The following is a 22,792-nucleotide window of genomic DNA, read 5'->3' on the forward strand; positions in this document are numbered from 1 at the left end:
ACCGCCGCCAAGCCGTCGACGACCGTCCTGCGCGAGATGCGCTGGTGGGACATCGAGCCGGTGCTCGCCCTGGAGCACGCGCTGTTCCCCGAGGACGCCTGGTCACCCGGCATGTTCTGGTCGGAGCTGGCGTACGCGCGCGGCCCCCGCGCCTCCCGTCGCTACGTCGTCGCCGAGGACCCGGCCACCGGCCGGATCGTCGGGTACGCGGGCTTCGCGGCCGCCGGTGACCTCGGCGACGTACAGACCATCGCCGTCGCCCGCGACCAGTGGGGCACCGGCCTCGGCGCCCGCCTCCTCACCGACCTGCTGAAGCACGCGACCGCCTTCGAGTGCACCGAGGTGCTGCTCGAAGTGCGCGTCGACAACACGCGCGCGCAGAAGCTCTACGAACGCTTCGGCTTCGAACCGATCGGCTTCCGCCGCGGCTACTACCAGCCCGGCAACATCGACGCGCTCGTGATGCGGCGTACGACGACCGAAGAGACAGAAGAGATCCAGCCATGAACCTCACCAGCGGTATCGACGAGCCCCTGGTCCTCGGCATCGAGACCTCCTGCGACGAGACCGGCGTCGGCATCGTCCGGGGCACGACGCTGCTCGCGGACGCGGTCGCCTCCAGCGTCGACACGCACGCCAGGTTCGGTGGCGTGGTCCCGGAGATCGCCTCCCGCGCCCACCTGGAAGCGATGGTTCCGACCATCGAACGGGCTCTCGCCGAGGCGGGCGTCACCGCGTCCGACCTGGACGGCATCGCGGTCACCGCGGGCCCAGGACTGGCGGGCGCGCTGCTGGTGGGCACCACGGCGGCCAAGGCGTACGCGTACGCGCTCGGCAAGCCCCTCTACGGCGTCAACCACCTCGCCTCGCACATCTGCGTCGACCAGCTGGAGCACGGCAAGCTGCCCGAGCCGACGATGGCGCTGCTGGTCAGCGGCGGGCATTCCTCGCTGCTGCTGGCCCCCGACATCACCTCCGACGTACGGCCGCTGGGCGCGACCATCGACGACGCGGCCGGCGAGGCGTTCGACAAGATCGCCCGGGTGCTGAACCTCGGATTCCCCGGCGGCCCGGTCATCGACCGGCTCGCCAAGGAGGGCGACCCGAAGGCGATCGCGTTCCCGCGCGGTCTGACCGGCTCGCGCGACCCGGCGTACGACTTCTCCTTCTCCGGCCTGAAGACCTCCGTCGCCCGCTGGATCGAGGCGAAGCGCAACGCGGGCGAGGAAGTCCCTGTGCGGGACGTCGCCGCCTCGTTCCAGGAGGCCGTCGTCGACGTGCTGACCAGGAAGGCCGTACGGGCCTGCAAGGACGAGGGCGTCGACCACCTGATGATCGGCGGCGGCGTCGCGGCCAACTCCCGCTTGCGGGCACTCGCCGAGGAGCGCTGCGCACGGGCCGGCATCCAGCTGCGCGTCCCGCGTCCCGGTCTGTGCACGGACAACGGTGCGATGGTCGCCGCCCTCGGCGCCGAGATGGTGGCCCGCAACCGGCCGGCCTCGGACTGGGACCTGTCCGCCGACTCCTCGCTCCCGGTGACGGAGCCCCACGTGCCGGGGCACTCCCACTCCCACGCCGATGCGCACGGACAGGGACACGCACACACCCACGACCACGTCCACGAGATCAGCAAGGACAACCTGTACTCATGAGCGTGGCGCTGATGTGGGAGGCCCGTGCCGTCGAGGGCAGGGGCGCCGAGCTGCTGGAGTGGGCCAGGGCCCGGACGGGCGAGCTGGCCGCCACCCCGCTGCGCCGGGAGTTGTTCCGGGCCCCGCAGGACCGGGTGCTGGTCATCACCTGGTGGGAGGCTTCGTACGACGCGGAACTGCCCGAGCTGCCCGAGCCGGACGCGGAACTGATCACCAGGGCCGTGCACAGGTGGCGGTTCGAGAGCGTGGAGGACTAGGGCCTCCGCGGTGGACCGTGCCGTGCCGCGCGCGGAGCGGTGGACCTGGCTCGCGCGGTGTGGTGGACCGGTCCGTGTGCGGCAGGCTCCGTTCCGCGTGCGGTGGGCCCCGTTCCGCGTGCGGCAGGCTCCGTTCCGCGTGCGGCAGGCCCCGTTCCGCACGGGCGAGTACGCTCGGAAGCCGTAGCGAATAGGGCAAAAGGAGCGAAGCGGTCATGAGGGTCGACGTCCACGCGCACTACTTTCCCGAGCTCTACCTCGCGATGCTCGACGACTTCCACGGCCCCCCCGACCGCACAGCCGAAGCGCGCAAGAGCGGTGGCGGCTCTGCCCCGGCGCAGGTCGAGGCACGGCTGGCGGCGATGGACGCGACCGGGGTCGACGTACAACTGCTCTCCGCGCCGCCGCTCACGCCGTACTTCGAGGACGCCTGGCAGGCGCTCGGTGCGGCCAGGGTCGCCAATGCCGCGTACGCCGATCTGCTCGCCGCCCACCCCGGCCGCTTCCGCGCCCTGGCCTCCCTGCCGCTGCCCAACGGTCTCGCGGCGGCAGACGAACTGGGGCGCACGATGGACGAGTTGGACTTCCTCGGTGCCGCCGTCACGGCGACCGTGCTCGGACGGCCGCTCTCCGACCCCGAGTTCGTCCCGCTCTTCGAGGCGCTGGAACTGCGCGGCGCGGTGCTGCTCGTCCACCCGGTGGACGGCGAGGACCCCGCGCGGATCTACGAGCGGCTGGACCTCGCCCCCTACCCCTCCGTCCGGCTCATCACCACCGGCCCCACCCCGCCGCCCCGCCCGCTGAACCCCCTCCACCACCACGCGGTGTCCGACGCGGACGGGCTGCGGCGCGCGGCGGTGACCTTCGGCCCCGGGCGGCTGCTGCTCGGCAGCGGCTTTCCGTACGGTACGGAGACGGCGGACCACGCCCTCGTACCGGACGAGAACGCGGTGGAGCTGCTGGGGCTCGGGTGGTAGAGCCACTGGAGTCCGGCCCCTGTCCCGACGACAAAGGCTGCGGGGCCCGGCCCCGTTCGCCGAGGCGGCCGTACCCTGAAGGAACGGGGACGCGCTTGGGGGAAGGGGTGTCAGATGGCTTGGTACTGGTGGCTGTTCATCTTCTTCATGATGGGCGGCTTCGGCGGCATAGCGAACATGGGGCGACAGGCGCTCGCCACCCGGCACGAGCGGCAGATGGAGCGCATCGCGGCGCAGCGCAAGGAGCGGCAGGCGCTGGAGGCGGCCGGCAAACCGCCGGAGCCGGTCTGTGGCTGTACGCACCACCTGGCGAAGCACGACAAGGCGGGCAAGTGCCACGAGGTGGTGGAGCGGCCGACCGCCTGGGACGAGGACAAGAAGCCGGTGCGCTTCGAAGCCGGGGCCTGCAACTGTCAGCAGTACGTGGGGCCCCAGCCGCTCTCCCTCGTGTACGCGGATGAGCTGACGGACCTCTGAGACGCGGTAGCGTCGGCGCGGACCCGCCCGTACGTACGAAGGAACCCGAGCCGGATGCCTCGCCCGCCCCTGCCGCCGCCCCCGCCGCCTCCCGGGATCCGGGCCTGGCCCGACCGGGGCGCGCTGCTGGCCGACCGGGCCCGCGCCATGCGGGAGTTGGGGCGCCGCACGCTCGGGGCGCCGGCGGCGGTGAGCTTCTGGCTGTACGGGCTGCTGCTGGCGGTCGGGTGGGGGTGCGTGGGCGCGGCGCTCCAGGCCTTCGGGCAGGGCATCTTCCCGGAGGTGGTGATCGGCGGGATCCTGCTGCTGCTCGGCATCGGAGCGATCGTGCCCGCCGCGATCCTGCTGTGGCTGGGCGTCAGGCGCGACCGGGTGATACGGGAACGGCTGCGCGCCTGGGGCGAACTGGGCCCCGACCCGGCGGTGGACGCGGGGCTGCGCGCGCCGGTCCGCAGCCTCGCCTGGCTGCTGCCGTCCTTCGTGCTGGCTGCGGTCGGGCTGTGGATCTCGCTGGGCTGGGCGGCCCGTGCGCTTCCCGGCCAGGACACCTATGCCGACGCCGCGTACTTCATCGGGATGGGGTGCGTGCTGTGGCTGGTGGGTCTGCTGGGCATCGTGAAGGCCGTGGGGCACTACCGGTGGGCGCTGCGCGGGCTGGGACCCGTACGGGCGTAACCGTGACCTGAGTCCGGCTGACCCCGTGGACCTCGTTAACCCCGTGGACCCCGTGGACCCCGTGGACCCCGTTAACCCCGGGGGCCCCGTTAACCCCGGGGGCCCGCGGGCCCGGGTCCGGCGCCGCCGTGAACCGGAGTGGGGCCCTGCCCGTCAGGTGGTGGCCGGGTGGCCGATGAGCATGGTCGGGGCGCCGGCCACGCGGGTCAGGAAGACGGTGGCGGAGTTCTTGCCGGAGAGCTTCATCTTCTTGCGCAGCTCCTCGGGTTCGACGGCCGAGCCGCGCTTCTTGACGGTCAGGATGCCCACCTCGCGCTCCCGGAGCAGAGCCTTCAGCTTCTTCATGCCGAAGGGGAGCCGGTCGGTGATCTCGTACGGGGTGGCGTACGGGGTCGGACGGAGCTCGTCGGCCGTGATGTAGGCGATGGTCTCGTCGATCAGCCCGCCGCCGAGGTCTTCGGCGACCTCCGCGACCAGGTGGGCGCGGATGACCGCGCCGTCCGGCTCGTAGAGGTAGCGGCCGACGGCGCGTACGTCCGGATTGGGCAGGCCGCGGCCCACCAGGGAGGCGCCGCCTGGCAGGAGGGTGGCGCGGCGGACGCCGGGGGTGACGGGGGCGGATGCTGCGGGGGCGTTCGCGGTGTGCCCCACGACGACTTCCTCCGGCGGGGCTGCGTTCGCGGCATGCCACAGGACGGCTTCCTTCACGTCGCCGTGGTCGGAGATCCACTCCGCCTCGAAGTCGGCGGGTACGAGCTCATGCGGGATGCCGGGAGCGATCTTGATGGCGCCCGTGCCCACGCGGCGTACCGCCTCGATCGAGAAGGAGAGGGGCGGTGAGTAGGCCTCGGGGTCGAAGATCCGGCCGCGGGCCCCCGACCGGCGCGCCGGGTCGATGAAGACGGACTCGGCGCCGGTGAGGTCGTGGCTCAGGACGTCAGCGGTGACGACGGTGAGGGCGGACGGGGCGGGGAGCAGGGCGTCCGCGTTGGCCCGGGCGGCCAGGCAGGTGGCCGGGTCGAGGTCCACCGCTTCCACGGTCAGGCCCGCCCTGGCCATGGCGAGGGCGTCGCCGCCGATGCCGCCGCAGAGGTCGACGACGTGGGAGAGGGGGGTTCCCGATGCCGTGCCCAGGGCACGGAAGCGGGCCGCCCGGTACTCGGCGACCGACTTCCGGGTGGACTGCTCGACGCCGTTGGGGGTGAAGTACATCCGCCGCGCGTCCTCGGCCCCGAACTTCGCTGCCGCCCGCTGCCGCAGCCGTGCCTGGGCGAGTGCCGCGGACACCAGCTCGGGGGAGTGGTCGCGGCGCAGCCGGGTCGCCACCGCCAGCTCCTGGGCGGGGTCGTAGTCCCGGAGCTCGGCGAGCAGTGCCTGCCCCTCGGGGGAGAACAGGGCGCGGAAGGTGTCCGTGGGGCTGGTGGCCGCGGGGCCGGGGTGGTTCGTCACCCGGTCCATTGTGGGCCAGACCGGGGAGTGGGCCGGGAGAGGGACTGTCGGGCGGGTGTGGGCCGGGCGAGGGACGGCCGCGCGCGGGTGCGGGCCGGGGCGGGGACGGCCGGGAGAGGGTGTGGGCCGGGCGAGGGACCGCCGCGCGCGGCTGTGGGCCGAGCGGGCGACGGCGGGGCGGGCGGTCGCGGTGTCGGCCGGTTCGCGGGGTGCCGCACTGACAGGATGCGGCGCCATGCGACTTGTACGACAAAAGGAAGAAAGAAGGCTCTCTGTGGATATCTCGGGAGCAGGTGGGCGCCGTCGGGGGACGATGGTGATCGCGGTTCTGGTGATGGCCGCGATCGCCTCGGGGTGCGCGACCCCGGCGGAGGAATCGGGCGGGCAGGGCGGGTCCGCCCGGGAGAAGGGGGAGCACGGAGGGCAGGGGGTGGACGGCGCTGCGGGGGCGCTGCTCTCCCCGGCGGAGAAGCTGCGGCGCGAGCGGGCCGCGGCCCGGGCGACGAAGGCGGCCCGGGCAGCTGCGGCCCGGCGCTGGGGCCTCGCCCAGGTGCCGCTGACGGCGCCCGCGCCGCCCAAGGTCAAGCCGGCGCTCAGGACCCGGCCGGGCTTCGAGGTGGACGGGCAGGTGTCCGAGGGGCTGCCGCCCGTCTTCACCACCGTGCCGGTCAAGGACAGGGTCGTCTTCCTGACGATGGACGACGGGGCCGAGAAGGACCCCGAACTGCTGCGGATGATGGACGAGCTGGGGATCCCCTACAGTGCGTTCCTCTCCGACTACCTGGTGAAGGAGGACTACGACTACTTCAAGAAGATGCAGGACAGGGGCGTTGCCCTGCACAACCACACCCTCAACCACCCCTATCTGCCGGCGCTTTCCTACCGCAAGCAGAGGTACGAGATCTGCGGCCAGCAGGTCAACATCGAGAAGCGGTACGGCAAGCGGCCCCCGCTCTTCCGCCCGCCGTTCGGCAACTACAACAAGAACACGCTCCGCGCGGCCAAGTCGTGCGGTGTGAAGGCCGTGCCCCTGTGGGCGGCCGAGGCCTTCCCGGACCGGATGGAATGGCGCGAATGGGACCGCGATCTGCACCCCGGTGACATCGTCCTCACGCATTTCCGGGGGCGGGGTGACTGGAAGGGATCCATGCCCGACATGATTCGTCGCGTCATGAAGACCATCACCGCCAAGGGTTACGCCGTGGCCAAGCTGGAGGATTACGTGTGAGACGTGGACGGGTGGGCCGGCCGGGGATACGGGTGGCGCGAGCGGTGGCGGTCGGTGTGCTCGTCGCGGTGACGGGAGCCTGCGCCCAGACGGAGGGCGGCGGAGCGGGGGCCGGGGCCTCGCCCGGGCGCCCCGAGGTGTCCGCGGGAGCCGGGACCGGGATCGGTGCCGGTGCCGGTGCCGGTGCCGCGAGCGCGGTGCCGGGGGGCCGGGCCGGGGAAGGGGTGCCAGGGCGGGCGGCGCCCGTCGCGCCGGGGGTCGACGCCCGCGGAGTGGCGGCGAAGGCGTACGCGCGGTGGGGGCTGGCCGGGCCGCTCGCGCCCGTTCCGGTGAAGCCGGACCGTACGCCCGTGCTCAAGGCGTCCGGACCGCCCGTCGTGCTGGACCGGGTCCGCACCCGCGACAAGGTCGTCTTCCTGACCTTCGACGACGGCGCGGAGAAGGACCCCGCCTTCGTGCGGATGGTGCGGGAGCTGAAGCTGCCGATCAGCATGTTCCTGACCGACAGCGTGGCCGGCAGCGACTACGGGCACTTCGAGCAGCTGCGCGCGGCCGGTGCCACCGTCCAGAACCACACCACGGGGCACGCGAACCTGCGCACCCTTGCCTACGAAGGCCAGCGCGCCCAGATCTGCGGCCAGCAGGACCGGCTGAAGGCCCGCTTCGGCACCAGACCCGCACTCTTCCGCCCGCCGTACGGCAACTACAACGCGGACACCGTGCGGGCGGCGGGAAGCTGCGGGGTGCGCGCGCTGGTGCTGTGGCGCGAGTCGATGCAGATCAACAACATGCGCTACGCGGAGGGCGACCGGCTCAAGCCCGGTGACATCGTCCTCGCGCACTTCCGCGGCCCGGACGAGCTCAAGGGCTCGACGATCACCGAGATGACGGCCCGCATGCTGCGCCGCATCCAGGAGCAGGGTTTCACGGTGGCGAAACTGGAGGACTACCTCTGAGGAGGACCGCCCCGGGGCGGCGCGCCGGAGTGACGCCCGGGGCGGCGCGCCGGGGCGTTCGCGGAGCCCGGTGGGGGACCGGGTCCGCGCACCGCCGGGGGGCTTCGATTGGCACTCCGCTTGACCGAGTGCTAACCGCGTCATAGTCTCGGTTCTGGCACTCACCAATGGAGAGTGCCAACGCAGCGACGGGCAGGTCCGGCACCCGCGACGACGGATCCACCTGGTCGCCACCCCAGACTGTTAACCCCGTGAGATCTCCGAAGGGGGAGACCGGATCGTGACGACCGCCAGCAAGGTTGCCATCAAGCCGCTTGAGGACCGCATTGTGGTCCAGCCGCTCGACGCCGAGCAGACCACGGCCTCTGGCCTGGTCATCCCGGACACCGCGAAGGAGAAGCCCCAGGAGGGCGTCGTCCTCGCCGTGGGCCCGGGCCGCTTCGAGAACGGCGAGCGGCTTCCGCTCGACGTGAGCGTCGGCGACGTGGTGCTGTACAGCAAGTACGGCGGCACCGAAGTGAAGTACAGCGGCGAGGAGTACCTCGTCCTCTCGGCCCGCGACGTTCTCGCGATCATCGAGAAGTAAGCAGGCCGGGGAGTAACTCACTTCCCGCATTTGTTGACTGCGCCCCTGGCCCCCGCATACACGCCGGGCGGCCGGGGGCGTAGTTCATTTTGCGCAGTTCGTAATTCCGAGAGGACTTGAAAAGCTCCATGGCGAAGATTCTGAAGTTCGACGAGGACGCCCGTCGCGCCCTTGAGCGCGGCGTCAACAAGCTTGCCGACACCGTGAAGGTGACGATCGGCCCCCGCGGCCGCAACGTCGTCATCGACAAGAAGTTCGGCGCCCCGACCATCACCAACGACGGTGTCACCATCGCGCGTGAGGTCGAGCTCGACGACCCGTACGAGAACCTCGGCGCCCAGCTGGTGAAGGAGGTGGCGACCAAGACCAACGACATCGCGGGTGACGGTACGACCACCGCCACCGTGCTGGCCCAGGCGCTGGTCCGCGAGGGTCTGCGCAACGTCGCCGCCGGCGCTTCCCCGGCCGCCCTGAAGAAGGGCATCGACGCCGCGGTCAAGGCCGTGTCCGAGGAGCTCCTCGCGTCCGCCCGCCCGATCGACGACAAGTCCGACATCGCCGCCGTGGCCGCGCTCTCCGCGCAGGACCAGCAGGTCGGCGAGCTCATCGCCGAGGCGATGGACAAGGTCGGCAAGGACGGTGTCATCACCGTCGAGGAGTCCAACACCTTCGGCCTGGAGCTCGACTTCACCGAGGGCATGGCCTTCGACAAGGGCTACCTGTCCCCGTACATGGTGACCGACCAGGAGCGTATGGAGGCCGTCCTCGACGACCCGTACATCCTGATCCACCAGGGCAAGATCGGCTCGATCCAGGACCTGCTGCCGCTCCTGGAGAAGGTCATCCAGAACGGTGGCTCCAAGCCGCTGCTGATCATCGCCGAGGATGTCGAGGGCGAGGCGCTCTCCACCCTCGTGGTCAACAAGATCCGCGGCACGTTCAACGCCGTGGCCGTCAAGGCCCCGGGCTTCGGCGACCGCCGCAAGGCGATGCTCGGTGACATGGCCACCCTCACCGGTGCCACCGTCATCGCCGAAGAGGTCGGCCTCAAGCTCGACCAGGCCGGTCTCGACGTACTGGGCACCGCCCGCCGCGTCACCATCTCCAAGGACGACACGGTCATCGTCGACGGCGGCGGCAACGCCGAGGACGTCAAGGGCCGCGTCAACCAGATCAAGGCCGAGATCGAGTCCACGGACTCCGACTGGGACCGCGAGAAGCTCCAGGAGCGCCTCGCGAAGCTCGCCGGCGGTGTCTGCGTGATCAAGGTCGGCGCCGCGACCGAGGTCGAGCTCAAGGAGAAGAAGCACCGTCTGGAGGACGCCATCTCCGCGACCCGCGCCGCGGTCGAGGAGGGCATCGTCTCCGGTGGTGGCTCCGCGCTCGTCCACGCCGTCAAGGTCCTGGAGGGCAACCTCGGCAAGACCGGCGACGAGGCCACGGGTGTCGCGGTCGTCCGCCGCGCCGCCGTCGAGCCGCTGCGCTGGATCGCCGAGAACGCCGGTCTCGAGGGTTACGTCATCACCTCGAAGGTCTCCGAGCTCGACAAGGGCCAGGGCTTCAACGCCGCCACCGGCGAGTACGGCGACCTGGTCAAGGCCGGCGTCATCGACCCGGTGAAGGTCACCCGCTCCGCGCTGGAGAACGCCGCCTCCATCGCCTCGCTGCTGCTCACGACCGAGACCCTGGTCGTCGAGAAGCCGGCCGAGGACGAGGGCGACGCCGGTCACGGTGGCCACGGCCACTCCCACTGACGTCCCCGCAAGGACCGTTGGCAGCTGAACGGCGCCGAGGCCCGGCACCCCTTCGGGGGTGCCGGGCCTCGGCGTTTCGCGTGGTGGTGTGCAGCGGTGGTGTGCGGCCGGGGCGTTATGCGGAGTGGCCGAGCACGTCCGGGCGTACCGCCTCGGCGAACGGCGCCCCGGCCGCGTACCGCTCCAGCTCGGCGAGCGCGTGGTCGGCCATCCGGTGCAGCTCATTGCCGAAGGACCCGGCCATGTGCGGGGTGAGCAGCACGTTCGGCAGGGTGTACAGCGGCGAGCCCGGTGGCGGGACTTCCGGATCCGTGACGTCCAGTACGGCGTCCAGCCGGCCGGACCGGAGATGCGGGAGGAGCGCGGCCTCGTCGATCAGGGAGCCCCGCGAGGTGTTGATCAGCGTCGCCCCGTCCGGCATCGCGGCCAGCTCGGCGGCGCCGATCATGTGCCGGGTCTCCGGCAGCTGCGGGGCGTGCACCGAGATGACGGTGCTGCGCGTACAGAGCGCGTCCAAAGCGACCGGCTCCGCGCCGAGCCCGGCCGCCTCCGCGGGGCTCACATACGGGTCGTACAGCAGGACCGTCACGTCGAAGGGGCGGAGCAGCTCCATGACGCGGCGGCCGATCCGGGAGGCGCCGACGATGCCGACGGTGCGGCGGTAGTTGCCGGAGGTGTGCAGGACGGCGTGCCAGTCGTGGCCGGTACCGTTCAGCTCCCGGTAGCCGCGGGCCGCGCGGTGGACCTGCTTTCCGGCGAAGAGGATCGCGGCGAGCGTGTACTCGGCGACGGGCAGGGCGTTGGCCCCGGCGGCCGAGCTGACCCGCAGCCCGCGCTCCCAGCAGGCCGGGGTGATGTGGTGCTTGACCGACCCCGCGGCGTGCACGACGGCCCGCAGCCGCGGCGCCCTGTCCAGGATCCGCTCGGTGAGCGGGGTCGCGCCCCAGCAGGTGAGGAGCACCTCGGCCTCGGCGAGCGCGGCCGCGAACTCAGGGGCGTGCAGGTCGTGGGCGACCAGGTGGGGATCGGTGCGGGCGATACGGGCCAGCCGGGTGCGGCGGTCGTCGGTGAAGAGGCGGTCGGCGATGCCGGGGGCCATCGCGAGCAGGGTCGCGGGGCGATTGTCAGTGGCGTGGTGCATGGTGGAACTCGGGCTCCTCATCGATTCGTTGGGTGCCCGGGCGCGGCACCCGGGCACCCGTCACTTGACGCTGCCGGCGGTGAGCCCGGCCTTCCAGTGCCGCTGGAGGGAGACGAAGGCGACGATCAGGGGGATGACGGCGAGGAGCGAGCCCGTGACGACCATCGGGAGGTACGTCGGCTCGGCGTGGGCGCCCGAGTTCCAGGCGTACAGGCCGAGGCTCAGCGGGAAGAGGTTCTGGTCGGAGAGCATCACCAGGGGGAGGAAGAAGTTGTTCCAGATCGCGGTGAACTGGAAGAGGAAGACGGTCACGAAGCCCGGCATGATCATCGGCAGGCCGATCGAGACGAAGATCCGCAGCTCGCCCGCCCCGTCGATACGGGCTGCCTCCAACGCCTCGTTCGGAATGTAACCCGCGCTGAAGACCCGGGAGAGGTACACGCCGAAGGGGTGCACCAGCACCGGCAGCAGGACCGCCCAGTAGGTGTTGACCAGACCGATCCTGCTGGCCAGCAGGTACATGGGCAGGGCGAGCGCGGTGGTGGGGACCAGCACCCCGAGCAGCACGGTGGAGAACAGCTTCTCCTTGCCGCGGAAGGCGTACTTGTCGAAGGCATAGCCCGCCGCGACGCTCACCAGCGAGCTCAGGACGGCTCCGACGCCCGCGTAGAGAAGGGAGTTGGCGTACCAGCGGAAGTAGATGCCGTCGCCGTGTTCGGTCAGCGCGGAGAGGTTGGCGCCGAGGTCGAAGCCCTCGAAGGAGAAGGCGTTGCCCGCGAGCAGCCCGCCGACGTCCTTGGTGGCGGCGGTGAGCAGCCAGACCAGGGGGAAGAGCATGTACAGGGCGGCCAGCACGAGTGCGCCGTTGACCGCCGTACGGGACAGCCAGCGGCTCGCGGGTCCGGGCGGGGCGGTGGGGGAGACGGTGGTGCTCATGAGGTGACCCCCTTCACTGCCTGCTGCCCGGCCTCCTGCTGCCCGGCCTCTCGCTGCCCGGTCTCCTGCAGCCCGGCCCTCTGCCGCGTGGCCTTCTTCGGCTTGCGTCCGGCGGACAGTCTCGTCACCACGAACGACAGCAGCGCCGCCGCCAGGGCGAGGAGTACGGAGGCGGCCGCGGCCAGCCCGTAGTCGTTGCGGTCGAAGGCCGCGGTGTAGGCGTACATGTTCGGTGTCCAGGTGGAGGAGACGGCGGAGCCCGTCCCCTTGTTGAGGATCAGTGGCTCGGTGAACAGCTGGAGCGAGCCGATCACCGTGAACAGGGCGACCATCACCACCGAGGCCCTGATCAGCGGCACCTTGATGCTGAACGCGATGCGCCAGGCCCCGGCGCCGTCCACCGTGGCGGCCTCCAGGACCGAGCGGTCGACGGCCTGGAGGGCGGCGTAGAAGATCACCATGTTGTAGCCGAGCCACTCCCACAGCGCGATGTTCACCACCGAGGGCAGCGCGCCCGAGGGCGAGAAGAAGTCGAAGCCGATCCCGCCTGCCTCCATCGCGTCGACCACCGGGCTGAGCTGGGGCGTGTAGAGGTACACCCAGATCAGCGCGGCGATGATGCCGGGGACGGCGTGCGGCAGGAACAGCGCGAGCTGGAAGAAGCGGCGGGCGCGGGCGAGCGTCGAGTCCAGCAGCAGCGCCAGCGCGAGGGCCCCGCCGATCATCAGCGGAATGTAGAGCACGCAGTACCCGAGGAGGACGAGGAAGCCGTCGCGGAAAGCCGGATCGCCCAGGGCGGCGGTGTAGTTGCCGAGCCCGCTGAAGACGGTCTCGGCTCCGCCGAAGCCCAGCCCCGACTGCTTCTCGCTGAAGAGGCTGAGCCCGACCGCGTAACCGATCGGCACGACCATCACCAGCACGAACAGGACGAAGAAGGGAGTCAGGAGGAGGGCGGCCGCGGCATTGGTACGGGCTCTGGCACCCGAGCGGCCCCGGCCCATGCCCCGTCCTATGCCCCGGCCCATGCCTCGTCCCCGGCCCCTGGGGACGGCTCCGGTGCCGGCGCGGGCGGTGGCCCCGGAGGCCGCGCCGGCACCGGAGCCGGTGGTCCGGGTGGCGGACTTCGTGGTGTTCATGGTGCTGCTCAGCCCTCGACCTTCAGGCCGCGCTTCTTCAGTTCGGCGACCGTGGCGTCGTGCCCGGCCTTCACCGCGTCCGCGATCGTGCTGCTGCCGCCGGAGAGCTTGCCGAACTGGTCCTTGATGACGCTGTTGGTGGTGCCGGTGCTCGGACCCCACGACCAGTTCGGGTTGATCGACCTGCCCGCGTCCTCGAACACCTGGTAGATGTCCTGGCCGCCGTAGAACTTCGCGTCGAAGGCCTTCTTCGCCACCGGGCGCAGGTCGCCCGCGGCCGGGAACGCGCTCGAAGTGCCGGACGCGATACGGGCCTTGACCCCCGCCTCGGTGGTCGTCATCCACCGGGCGAACTCGACGGCCGCTGCCGCCTTCGCGCTGCCCTTGGTCACTGCGAACGTCGAGCCGCCCAGCATGCCGGAGGCAGCCTTGCCGTCCCAGCTCGGCATCGGCGCTACCGCCCACTTGCCGCTCTGCTCCGGCAGCGTCCCCTTCAGGACGCCCGCGCCCCAGGCCGCCCCGAGGTACCCGACGGTGCCGCCGCTCTTGAGGGAGTTGGTCCACTCCGGGCTGAACGAGGCGTTGTTGCGGATCAGGTCGTCGTCGAGCAGCTGCTGCCAGTACGCGGCGGTCTTCGTGGTCGCGGCGTCGGCGGTGTTCACCTTCCAGGTGTCGCCCTCGGCCTTGAACCACTGGGCGCCCGCCTGCCAGGCCATCGCCTGGAAGGTGGACGGATCGTCCGGGAAGAAGGTGCCGATCCTGGCCTTGGCGTCGGCCTTCCTGACCTTCTCGGCCGCCTTGCGGAACTCGACCCAGGTCCGGGGCACCTCCACGCCGTACTTGGCGAAGAGGTCCTTGCGGTAGAAGAACGCCTGCGGCGCCGCGTCGAAGGGCACCGCCCACGTCTTGCCGCCCAGCGTGGTCAGCTCCACGGCCTGCGGCAGGAACTTCTTCTTCACGTCGTCGCCGACGAGAGCGCCGATGTCCTGTACGGAGCCCTGGCTGACGAACTCCGGCAGCATCGGGTACTCGATGGACACCAGGTCGGGCGCGTTGTCCGCCTTCACCGCGTTGGAGATCTTCGCGTAGCCGCCCGCGTTGCCGGACGGGATCTCCTCGAACTTCACCCTGATGTCCTTGTGCGAGGCGTTGAAGGCGTCGACGGCGTCCTTCGTTCCCTTCGCCCAGCCCCAGAAGGTGATCTCGACGGGCTTGCCGTCGGCCCCCGGGGCGGCGGTGTCACCGCCACCGCCGCCGCACGCCGTGAGCACGGCGAGGGCGGTGGCAGCACCGGCTATGACATGGGTCGTACGGTTCCAACTGCGGCTCACGGCACGGCTCCTGTACGGAAGGCGACACTGACGTGTGGGGTTGGCCGCGATCCTGGGACCAGCCCTGACCGAAGTCAAGAGCGATTGATCGATTGATCGAAAACAGATCAGCCGAATGTGCCAGGGGAGACCCGAGGAGCCGCCCCCGACCCGCGGCCGGAGTTCCGGCCTCGGCTCTCCCCCGGCCCGCCGCCGGAGCCTCCGCGGCCCCCCGGCCCGCCGCCGGAGCCTAGACCTCCGTACCCCGTCGGCCCGCCGAGGAAGGCTCGCCCTCCGCGCCCCGCGCGGGCCTCGGCGCCCCGCACGACGACCGCACCCGCAGCCTCGGCAGCAGCGTCAGATGCCGCCGGGCGGCCTCCTGCGCACCGTCCCCGCCCAGTCGTTCCAGCAGGAGCTGCGCCGCGTGCTGTCCCACCTCCCGCTTGGGGGGCGCGACCGCAGTGAGCGGGGTGTCCGCCAGCGCCGCCACCTCGTCGTCGTACGCCACCACCGCCAGGTCCTCGGGCACCCGCACCCCCAGCTCGGCCAGCCGCTGCACGATCTGGATGGCGTCCACGTCGTTGTGCACCAGCGCGGCCGTCGCCCCGGCCGCCACCGCCGCCCGCAGATCCCCCACCGCTGCCTCGAACCCCGCCGGATCCAGCTCCGCGGGTACGGAGTCGATGACGGCGCGCGGCGCGGCCAGACCCAGCGCGCCCAGCGCCGCCGCGTACCCGGCCCGCACCGACAGCGCCGTCGGGCTGTCCGCCCGCGCCACCAGCACCGGCGTCCCGTGCCCGAGGTCCACCAGGTGGCGCACCGCGATCAGCGCCCCGTGCCCGTGGTCCGAGCAGACCCGGTCCAGCGCGTCCGCCGCCGAGCCGGGCACGGGCTGCCGCTCCAGCAGCACCGCGGGCACCGGAAGCCCGGCCAGCCACCCGCCGTGCTCCGCCGGGTCCTGCGGCCTCCGCCAGCCGGGCGCCACCAGCAGCCCCTGCGCACCGGCGGCGAGCAGCCCCTCCACCCGGGCGTGGTCCTCCTCGGGGCGGTAGTCCGAGATGCGCAGGATCAGCCGCGCCCCGGCCCGTGCCGCCGCCTCGTGCGCCCCGCGGATCACCTCGGCGAAGTAGTACGTCGCCGAGGGCGCGAGCAGCCCGAGTACTGGTCCTTCGGTGTGCCCGGGCGCCCCGTCGGCCGAGGGCCCCGGCCAGGACACCGACCCGTGCACCCGGTCCAACAGCCCTCTGCCGGCGAGTACTTCGACGTCCCGGCGGGCGGTCACGGGGGAGACCCCGAGCAGTCCGGCGAGATCGGAGACCCGTGCGGTGCCCTGCCGGCGGACCAGCTCCAGCAGGCGGTCATGACGTTCAGCGGCGCTCTCGCGCACGGCTGCCTCCCCCGGGGTCGTGTCTGGGCGGTGCGCGTCCGGTGACGCGGCCGGCTCCGACCCTAGACCAGCAAGTGTGATCGAACGGCGCAAGTTTCGATCATTCGAACGCGACCCATTGACCCGCACTCAACGGAAGTCGATGATTCCGGGCGACGCCGCCAAAGCCGCCCACCGCCCACCGCGACGCCGCCAAAGCCGCCCACCGCGACGCCGCCACTGCCGCGTGCCGCGACGCCGCGCGCCCCGCCACCGCCGAAGCCGCACGCCCATAGGGAGCACCATGCCCGCGCCGCCCCCAAGGAGCCGCATGCCCGCAGGGATCAGCATGCCCGCGCCGCCCGAGAACCGTGGGCTCAGCCCGTACACCGGCTGGACCCGCGCGCACTGGGAGCACGCGGCCGACCAACTGCTGCTCGCGGTCCGCCCGTACAGCACTCCCCGCCACGGCATGATCCACCTCCCGGGCCCGCGGCCCAGCGTCTCGGGCCCGCGTTCCGACGGCCTCGAAGGCTACGCCCGTACGTTCCTCCTCGCCGCGTTCCGGGTCGCCGGAGCCCGTGGCGACGACCCGCACGGCCACCTCCCGCGCTATGCCGAAGGGCTCGCCGCAGGCACCCGCCACCCCACCTCCAGCGGTGAGCTGAGCGCCGCGGACCCCGAGTCCTGGCCCCGTACCACCGACGTCCGGCAGGCCGTCGTCGAGTCCGCCTCGGTCGCCCTCTCGCTGCGGCTCACCCGCCCCTGGCTCTGGGACACCCTCGGCGACACCACCCGTCAGCGCACCGTCGACTGGCTGCTGCCCGCGCTCGGCCCGTCCCCGGTGAACAACAACTGGTGGCTCTTCGGCCTCACCGTCGCCGGCTTCCTCGCGGACGCCGGCATCGAGACCGACCGCGCCGCCGCCACCATCGACACCGCCCTCGCCCGCATCGAGGAATGGCACCTCGGCGACGGCTGGTACAGCGACGGCCCCAACGGGTGCTTCGACCATTACAACGCCTGGGCGCTGCACTTCTATCCCGTCCTGCACGCCCACCTCGCCGGCGACAGGGAGCTCCTCGACCGCTACGGCCCCCGCCTGCGCGCCCAACTGGACACCTACACCGCGCTGTTCGACACCAACGGCGCCCCCATGCCGTACGGCCGCTCCCTCACCTACCGTTTCGCCGCTGCCGCCGCCCCCTGGCTCGGCGCGCTCACCGGCCACACCCCGCTCACCCCGGGCGCCACCCGCCGCCTCGCCTCCGGCACCCTGCGCCACTTCCTCGACCGCGGCGCGACGGACCCCGAAGGACTGCTCACCCTCGGCTGGTACGGCCCCTACCCGCCCATGATCCAGTCGTACTCGGGCCCCGCTTCGCCCTACTGGGCAGCCAAGGGCTTCCTCGGCCTGCTCCTGTCCGCCGGCCATCCCGCCTGGACGGCCACCGAGGAACCGCTGCCCGCCGAAACCGCGGACGCGGTCACCCTCGTCGCCCCGCCCCACTTCCTCGTCCACTCCACCGCCGCCGACGGTCTGGTCCGCCTGCACAACCACAGCACCAACCACGTCGGCCCCGAGGGCGACCCCGGCTACGCCCGCTTCGCCTACTCCACCCGCACAGGACCCGCCCACCGGACCTCCGACAACCACTTCTCCCTCGTCGTCGACGGCACGCACACCCGGCGCGGCCCCGCCACCCCCCTCGCCCACGGCCCGGGCTGGGCGGCCTCCGCCCACACCCCGGCCCCCGGCATCCGCGTGCTCTCCGCCACCGCCGCCCACGGCCGCGGTGAGGTCCGCGCCCATCTGGTCCTGGGCGCAGCGCCCGGCACCCCGGTCCGCCAGACCGGCTGGGCGATCACCCCGGACGGACCCGCCGCCCAACTCCACCCGGTCCACGGCTACGGCGAGGAGGTCACCGAACTCCCCGTCGGCCCCACCCAGTTCGGCCCGCACGCCACCGCGCTCGCTCTGCACGGACGGACGGCGGAGAGCTCCGCTTCCCTCTTCGTCGCGCTCGCCTCCCTCACCGCCGAGCCCGCCCCGGGCCCGGCCGCCTCACTCGCGGACGTCCAGGTCCAGGGCCTCACCGCCCACGGCGCCGACCTCCGGGTGACCTGGCCGAACGGCACCACCACCCGGCTCCGGCTCACCCCGGCGGAACCGCCCGCACTGGCCCCCCACTGAGGCCTGCTGAGGCCCGTACCCGCCCACTGAGGCCTACTGAGGCCCGTACTTGCGGCCCGTCCGGGACGTGATCCCGCCGAGCAGGCCGCGCGGCGCCACCTTCACCACACCCATCAGCGCCTTGTACCGAGGGTCCGGGATCGACAGCGACTTGCCGCGCGCCAGGTCCTTCAGCGCCTCCGCGACCAGCTTGTCCGCGTCCAGCCACATCCACGACGGGATGTTGTCCGTCCCCATCCCGGCCCGCTCGTGGAACTCCGTGCGCACGAAACCCGGGCACAGCGCCATCAGCCGCACCCCGCTCCCCGCCATGTCCTTCGCGACGCCCTGGGTGAACTGCACCACCCACGCCTTGCTCGCCCCGTACGTCCCACGGGGCACGAAGGCAGCCACCGAAGCGACGTTGACGACCCCGCCGCGCCCGCGCTCCTTCATGCCCGCCACCGCGGCCGAGGTCAGCCGCAGCACCGCCTCGCAGTGCACCTTCAGCATCGCCAGCTCGTCGGCCATCGGCACGTCCAGGAACTCGCCCTTGTTGCCGAAGCCCGCGTTGTTCACCAGCAGGTCCACTGGGTGGGTGCGGTCCGCGAGCCGCTTTTCGACGGCGGCGATGCCTTCCTCGGTGGACAGGTCGGCGCTCAGCACCTCCGCCTCGACCCCGTGCTTGTCGTGCAGCTCCGTCGCCTGTTCCCGGAGGCGTTCGGTGGAGCGGGCCATTAGCACGAGGTTGTGCCCGTCGGAGGCCAGTCGCCGCGCGAACGCGGAGCCGATGCCCGCGGTCGCTCCTGTGATCAGTGCAGTCGTCATAAGGAACACGTTAGTGCCCGGCATGATCGCCCGTGGCTCCGCCGGCTCCCGGCGCCCCGGCCCGCTGCCCCTTCTCCACCACCACGAACTGCCCCATCATTCCCTGGTCCTCGTGGAACAGCAGGTGGCAGTGGTACATGTACGGCGTGTCCGGGTCGGCAGGGCCCTCGAACCGCATCGCGAGCTTCACCGTGCTCCCGCCCGGCACGAACACCGTGTCCTTCGCCCCGCGCAGCATGCCCGTGGGGGCCTTGCCGTCCACTTCCAGCACCCGGAACTGCACGTCGTGCACATGGAAGTTGTGCGGCATGCCGTCCTCGTTCCGTACGGTCCAGGTCTCCGCGGTGCCGCGCGTCACCGTCTCGTCGACGCGCGACATGTCCATCTTCCGGCCGTTGATCCCGGACATCCGCAGCCCGAAGAACCGCCCGCGCACCGCTTCCTTCTCCCGCGGCACCTCCCACGCGCCGAGCACGCCCGGCAGCTGCGGCGACGTGCGCAGGGAAGGCTTCGCCCGCAGTTCCAGCACGTCGAAGGAGTCGTCGCCGCCGCCGAACCGGCGCTGCCAGCCGTCCCCGTAGTTGTCCTGCGGAAAGCTGCGCAGGACGGCCTTCTCGCCCGCCCGCATCCGCACCACGATCTCCGCGCGCTCTCCCGGCGACAACTGCACCCGCCGCAGGGATTCCGGTTTCTCCAGCAGGCCGCCGTCCGTGCCGATCAGGGCGAAGTCCCGGTCGTCACCGAACCCGAAGTCGTAGATCCGCGCCGTCGACGCGTTGACCAGCCGGAGCCGTACGAGTTCGTCCCCGACCACCTTGTACGGGTCCAGCGTGCCGTTCACCATCGTCCGCTCGCCCAGGAAGCCGGTGCTCTGAAGCATCCCCTTCCCGTGGTCGAAGGCCGCCCCGTCGAAGGTCACGTCCTGCACCGCCACCGGCACGTCGTCCACCCCGTACCGTGCGGGCAGCTTCAGCGCGGACGCGCGCGCGTCGTCCACCAGGAACATCCCCGCCAGCCCCCGCTGCACGTGCTTCTCGGTCTTCCCGTGGGGATGCGGGTGGTACCAGAGCGTCGCGGCCGGCTGGCCGATCTTCCAGTACGGGGTCCAGGTCGCGCCCGCCGCGACCTCCTGGTGCGGGCCGCCGTCCATGCGGGCGGGCAGGTGCATCCCGTGCCAGTGCACGCTGGACGCCTCGCCGAGTTCGTTGGTGACCCGTACCTTCACCTTCTCGCCGCGCGCCGCCCGCAGCGTCGGCCCGAGGTAGGACCCGTTGAAACCCCAGGTGGGCGTCCTGACCCCGGGCAGGAACTCCGTCGTCCCGGCCCGCATCCGCAGGTCGAAGACCCGGGTGCCGTCCTTCTCGACCACCGACTTCGCCAGCGGCGGCACCTTCAGCTCGTTGCGGAACTCCGTCCTGCCGACGGTGCTGATCTCCGCACCCGTCCAGAGCGACAGGAACAGGCCGCCCACGGCGGCGACGAACACAGCCGCGGCCGTGCCGAGAACGATGAGGACGCGCTTCCATCGGGACATGCCCCGAGCCTCGCCCGGCACCCCTCGCCGGGGCATCGGGGACGCCCCCGGCCGCCCCCGGAACCAACCCCCGTACCGCCTGGGGGATTTCACCCAGACCGGTCCGAGGGCCCACCGCGGCGACGGCCCGCGGGAGACCCTCACACCGGCCCTCGATGGACCTCCGCGCAGGCCCTCGACAACCCCGGGTCAGCCCTGCTTCGCCTGCTTCTCCAGGTACGTGAGGACATGGTCGCGCGCCTCGGGCTCCAGCGCGTCGCCCGCCGCCAGCAGCCGAGGCAGCAGCGTGTTCTCCCTGAGGAACGCCTGGAAGAACAGGCCGACCGTCACGTCGTGCTCCGGCCTGTGCACGACCTCGATCGCATCCCCGGCCCGCACGGAACCGGGCTCGACCACCCGGAGGTAGGCCCCCGGGGCCCCCGCCTCGGTGAAGCGCTTCACCCAGCCCTTCTCACCGACCTCGCCCGCGAACGTACGGCACGGAATGCGCGCACTGCTCACCTCCAGCACCAGGTCCGCCCCGACGCGCCAGCGCTCGCCGATCAGTGCGCCGTTGACGTCGAGGGAGCGGGTGGTGAAGTTCTCGCCGAACTCGCCGTTGCGCAACGGACGTTGCAGCTCCTCCTCCCAGGCGTCCAGGTCCTCGCGCGCGTACGCGTAGACCGCCTGATGGGTCCCGCCGTGGTGCCGCAGATCGCACACGTCGTCCCCGGCGACCCCGCTGGCGCCCACCCCCTTCGGACCCGGCTCCGACACCCGCACCGGCCCTTCCACGGGCCGCTTGCCCGCACCCGTCACCTTGTCCGGGTTGGCGGTGTACTCGCTGGCCGTGGCCCGCCCCGCATTCACGCTCAGTAGCTCCATGGCCGGAACGCTAGCCCAATCGAGCTAAAAGACGATATTGACAATTCGCCTACGGCCCCAAGTCGGACTTATACTCCATGCCATGATCGAAGCCCGCCACCTCCGCGTCCTGCGCGCGGTCGCCGCCACCGGCTCCTTCTCCGCGGCCGCCCGCGAGCTCGGCTGCACGCAGCCTGCCGTCAGCCAGCAGATGAAGGCCCTGGAGCTGTCGGCGGGCACCCCGCTCCTCATCCGCACCGGCCGCGAAATGCGCCTCACCCAGGCCGGCGAGGCCCTCGTGCGGCACGCCGCGGGCATCCTCGCCGGACTCACCGCCGCCGAGGAGGAGGTCGCCGCCATCGCGGGCCTGCGGGCCGGCCGGGTGCGTCTGGTCTCCTTCCCGTCCGGCAGCTCCACCCTGGTCCCCACCGCGCTGGCCGCCCTGCGCGCCGCCCACCCCGGCACCCGTGTCTCCCTCGTCGACGCGGAGCCGCCGCGCTCGGTGGAGATGCTCCGCGAGGGCGACTGCGACGTGGCTCTCGCCTTCCGCTACGGGCCCGGTGGCGCCACCGAGGACTGGAGCGACCTGGTCGTCCGCCCGCTGCTCACCGACCGCCTGGTCGGCCTGGTTCCCGAGGGCCACCGGCTCGACGGGGCCGGCACGGTCGGCATCGGCGAACTCGCCGGGGAGCCATGGATCGCGGGCTGCCCGCGCTGCCGCCGACAGCTGGTCGAGGTCTGCGAGAGCGCGGGCTTCGCCCCGCGGATCGACTTCGCCACCGACGACTACCCGGCCGTGATCGGCCTGGTCGGCGCGGGCCTGGGCGTCGCCGTCCTGCCCGCGCTCGCCATGGAGTCCGTGCGGCACAAGGCCGTCCGCACCGTCGTCGTCGAGCCGGCCGTGCAGCGCGAGATCGTCGCGCTCACCCTGCCGGACCTGGCCCAGGTGCCCGCCGTGGCGGCCACGCTCGACCAGCTCGCCCTGGCAGCGACCCGCTGAGCGGGCGCCCGCCGGGCGGGTGTTCCTTGCGCAGAAACGTTCCTTCGCAGGTTTGGTCCGCCGATTACTTCACCAGAGTGATGCGGCGCGAGTGCTCGGAGCCGCCGCCGTGCACCGGAGGCGGTCCGTCCGCGGAGGGTTTCTTTCCGCCCGCCGGCCCTGTGGCCGATCCGGCCGGGACCAGGCGGTGCCTGGCCCGGCCCATCAGCTCTTCCCGCTCGTCCTCCGTGAGGCCGCCCCACACGCCGTAGGGCTCGCGCACCTGGAGCGCGTGCGCCGCGCACTGCGCGCGCACCGGGCACCTCATGCAGACCTCCTTCGCCGAGTTCTCGCGTGCGCTCCGCGCGGCCCCGCGCTCGCCCTCCGGGTGGAAGAACAACGAGCTGTCGACGCCGCGGCAGGCGGCCAGGAGCTGCCAGTCCCACAGGTCGGCGTTGGGTCCGGGAAGGCGGGAGAAATCTGCCATTGGTTGTCCCCTTGCGTCTGTGCTGAGGCGGAAACGTGAGCGAGCCCG

Annotated in this window: 22 protein-coding genes; 12 read left to right on the forward strand and 10 right to left on the reverse strand. The window is 72.1% G+C overall.

The window, feature by feature from the left end:
- Positions 1–36: 36 nt before the first annotated feature.
- The 6 genes from rimI to ACFWVV_RS06525 all read left to right on the forward strand — a co-directional run bounded on the left by rimI (position 37) and on the right by ACFWVV_RS06525 (position 4,038).
- Positions 37–507, forward strand: a complete 471-nt coding sequence (rimI, locus tag ACFWVV_RS06500; RefSeq protein ID WP_384350166.1) for a ribosomal protein S18-alanine N-acetyltransferase — start codon at positions 37–39, stop codon at positions 505–507.
- Positions 504–1,652, forward strand: a complete 1,149-nt coding sequence (tsaD, locus tag ACFWVV_RS06505; protein WP_384350030.1) for a tRNA (adenosine(37)-N6)-threonylcarbamoyltransferase complex transferase subunit TsaD — start codon at positions 504–506, stop codon at positions 1,650–1,652. The genes rimI and tsaD overlap by 4 nt, the downstream gene beginning before the upstream one ends.
- Positions 1,649–1,909, forward strand: coding sequence for a hypothetical protein (locus ACFWVV_RS06510; protein WP_384350033.1), 261 nt, complete (start codon positions 1,649–1,651; stop codon positions 1,907–1,909). The genes tsaD and ACFWVV_RS06510 overlap by 4 nt, the downstream gene beginning before the upstream one ends.
- 215 nt (positions 1,910–2,124) lie before the next feature.
- Positions 2,125–2,886 carry an amidohydrolase family protein gene (locus ACFWVV_RS06515; protein WP_384350036.1) on the forward strand — a complete coding sequence of 254 codons (762 nt, stop codon included), beginning with the start codon at positions 2,125–2,127 and terminating at the stop codon, positions 2,884–2,886.
- A 114-nt stretch (positions 2,887–3,000) separates the two neighbouring features.
- A complete protein-coding gene (locus ACFWVV_RS06520) occupies positions 3,001–3,363 on the forward strand; it encodes a hypothetical protein (RefSeq protein ID WP_384350039.1) in 363 nt (120 codons plus the stop codon).
- A gap of 54 nt (positions 3,364–3,417) precedes the next feature.
- Complete coding sequence (locus ACFWVV_RS06525; protein ID WP_384350042.1) at positions 3,418–4,038, forward strand: hypothetical protein; 621 nt, start codon at positions 3,418–3,420, stop codon at positions 4,036–4,038.
- Between the two features lie 153 nt (positions 4,039–4,191).
- On the opposite strand, the gene ACFWVV_RS06530 is transcribed toward ACFWVV_RS06525, so the two are convergent.
- Positions 4,192–5,496, reverse strand: coding sequence for an SAM-dependent methyltransferase (locus ACFWVV_RS06530; protein WP_384350044.1), 1,305 nt, complete (start codon positions 5,494–5,496; stop codon positions 4,192–4,194).
- Between the two features lie 226 nt (positions 5,497–5,722).
- On the opposite strand from ACFWVV_RS06530, the gene ACFWVV_RS06535 reads away from it, so the two are divergent.
- The 4 genes from ACFWVV_RS06535 (at position 5,723) to groL (ending at position 10,011) form a co-directional block, all read left to right on the forward strand.
- The gene (locus ACFWVV_RS06535; RefSeq protein WP_384350047.1) at positions 5,723–6,715 is read left to right on the forward strand and encodes a polysaccharide deacetylase family protein; all 993 of its coding nucleotides are present in this window, start codon (positions 5,723–5,725) and stop codon (positions 6,713–6,715) included.
- A complete protein-coding gene (locus ACFWVV_RS06540) occupies positions 6,712–7,671 on the forward strand; it encodes a polysaccharide deacetylase family protein (protein ID WP_384350050.1) in 960 nt (319 codons plus the stop codon). The genes ACFWVV_RS06535 and ACFWVV_RS06540 overlap by 4 nt, the downstream gene beginning before the upstream one ends.
- Positions 7,672–7,948: 277 nt before the next feature.
- Positions 7,949–8,257, forward strand: a complete 309-nt coding sequence (gene groES, locus ACFWVV_RS06545) for a co-chaperone GroES (protein WP_345229175.1) — start codon at positions 7,949–7,951, stop codon at positions 8,255–8,257.
- A gap of 128 nt (positions 8,258–8,385) precedes the next feature.
- Positions 8,386–10,011: a chaperonin GroEL gene (gene groL / locus ACFWVV_RS06550; protein WP_384350053.1), complete on the forward strand. Its 1,626-nt coding sequence runs from the start codon at positions 8,386–8,388 to the stop codon at positions 10,009–10,011.
- A 115-nt stretch (positions 10,012–10,126) separates the two neighbouring features.
- On the opposite strand, the gene ACFWVV_RS06555 is transcribed toward groL, so the two are convergent.
- From ACFWVV_RS06555 to ACFWVV_RS06575, 5 genes are all read right to left on the reverse strand, one after another.
- Positions 10,127–11,152 (reverse strand): hydroxyacid dehydrogenase, encoded by a 1,026-nt coding sequence (locus tag ACFWVV_RS06555; RefSeq protein WP_384350056.1) that lies wholly within the window; start codon positions 11,150–11,152, stop codon positions 10,127–10,129.
- 60 nt (positions 11,153–11,212) lie between these two features.
- Positions 11,213–12,088: a carbohydrate ABC transporter permease gene (locus tag ACFWVV_RS06560; RefSeq protein WP_384350059.1), complete on the reverse strand. Its 876-nt coding sequence runs from the start codon at positions 12,086–12,088 to the stop codon at positions 11,213–11,215.
- Positions 12,085–13,089: a carbohydrate ABC transporter permease gene (locus ACFWVV_RS06565; RefSeq protein ID WP_384350170.1), complete on the reverse strand. Its 1,005-nt coding sequence runs from the start codon at positions 13,087–13,089 to the stop codon at positions 12,085–12,087. Before ACFWVV_RS06565 ends, ACFWVV_RS06560 begins: the two co-directional genes overlap by 4 nt.
- A 143-nt stretch (positions 13,090–13,232) precedes the next feature.
- Positions 13,233–14,555, reverse strand: coding sequence for an ABC transporter substrate-binding protein (locus ACFWVV_RS06570; protein WP_384350062.1), 1,323 nt, complete (start codon positions 14,553–14,555; stop codon positions 13,233–13,235).
- 229 nt (positions 14,556–14,784) lie between these two features.
- Entirely contained in the window at positions 14,785–15,921 is a 1,137-nt protein-coding gene (locus ACFWVV_RS06575) for a substrate-binding domain-containing protein (protein WP_384350066.1), read from the reverse strand.
- A 328-nt stretch (positions 15,922–16,249) separates the two neighbouring features.
- Between ACFWVV_RS06575 and ACFWVV_RS06580 the strand changes: the two genes are divergently transcribed.
- Positions 16,250–18,094, forward strand: coding sequence for a DUF2264 domain-containing protein (locus tag ACFWVV_RS06580; protein WP_384350173.1), 1,845 nt, complete (start codon positions 16,250–16,252; stop codon positions 18,092–18,094).
- Between the two features lie 33 nt (positions 18,095–18,127).
- On the opposite strand, the gene ACFWVV_RS06585 is transcribed toward ACFWVV_RS06580, so the two are convergent.
- The 3 genes from ACFWVV_RS06585 to ACFWVV_RS06595 all read right to left on the reverse strand — a co-directional run bounded on the left by ACFWVV_RS06585 (position 18,128) and on the right by ACFWVV_RS06595 (position 21,299).
- Positions 18,128–18,901 carry an SDR family NAD(P)-dependent oxidoreductase gene (locus tag ACFWVV_RS06585; protein WP_384350069.1) on the reverse strand — a complete coding sequence of 258 codons (774 nt, stop codon included), beginning with the start codon at positions 18,899–18,901 and terminating at the stop codon, positions 18,128–18,130.
- Positions 18,902–18,911: 10 nt separating this feature from the next.
- A complete protein-coding gene (locus ACFWVV_RS06590; RefSeq protein WP_384350071.1) occupies positions 18,912–20,435 on the reverse strand; it encodes a multicopper oxidase family protein in 1,524 nt (507 codons plus the stop codon).
- A gap of 189 nt (positions 20,436–20,624) precedes the next feature.
- Entirely contained in the window at positions 20,625–21,299 is a 675-nt protein-coding gene (locus ACFWVV_RS06595; RefSeq protein WP_384350074.1) for an MOSC domain-containing protein, read from the reverse strand.
- An 82-nt stretch (positions 21,300–21,381) separates the two neighbouring features.
- Here ACFWVV_RS06595 and ACFWVV_RS06600 point away from each other — a divergent pair, with 82 nt between their 5' ends.
- Positions 21,382–22,278 carry a LysR family transcriptional regulator gene (locus tag ACFWVV_RS06600; protein ID WP_384350077.1) on the forward strand — a complete coding sequence of 299 codons (897 nt, stop codon included), beginning with the start codon at positions 21,382–21,384 and terminating at the stop codon, positions 22,276–22,278.
- Between the two features lie 64 nt (positions 22,279–22,342).
- Here the strand turns inward: ACFWVV_RS06600 and ACFWVV_RS06605 are convergent, their stop codons facing one another.
- Positions 22,343–22,744, reverse strand: coding sequence for a WhiB family transcriptional regulator (locus ACFWVV_RS06605; RefSeq protein ID WP_384350080.1), 402 nt, complete (start codon positions 22,742–22,744; stop codon positions 22,343–22,345).
- Between the last annotated feature and the right edge of the window lie 48 nt (positions 22,745–22,792).

The organism is Streptomyces sp. NPDC058663 (assembly GCF_042716745.1).
Lineage (GTDB): Bacteria > Actinomycetota > Actinomycetes > Streptomycetales > Streptomycetaceae > Streptomyces.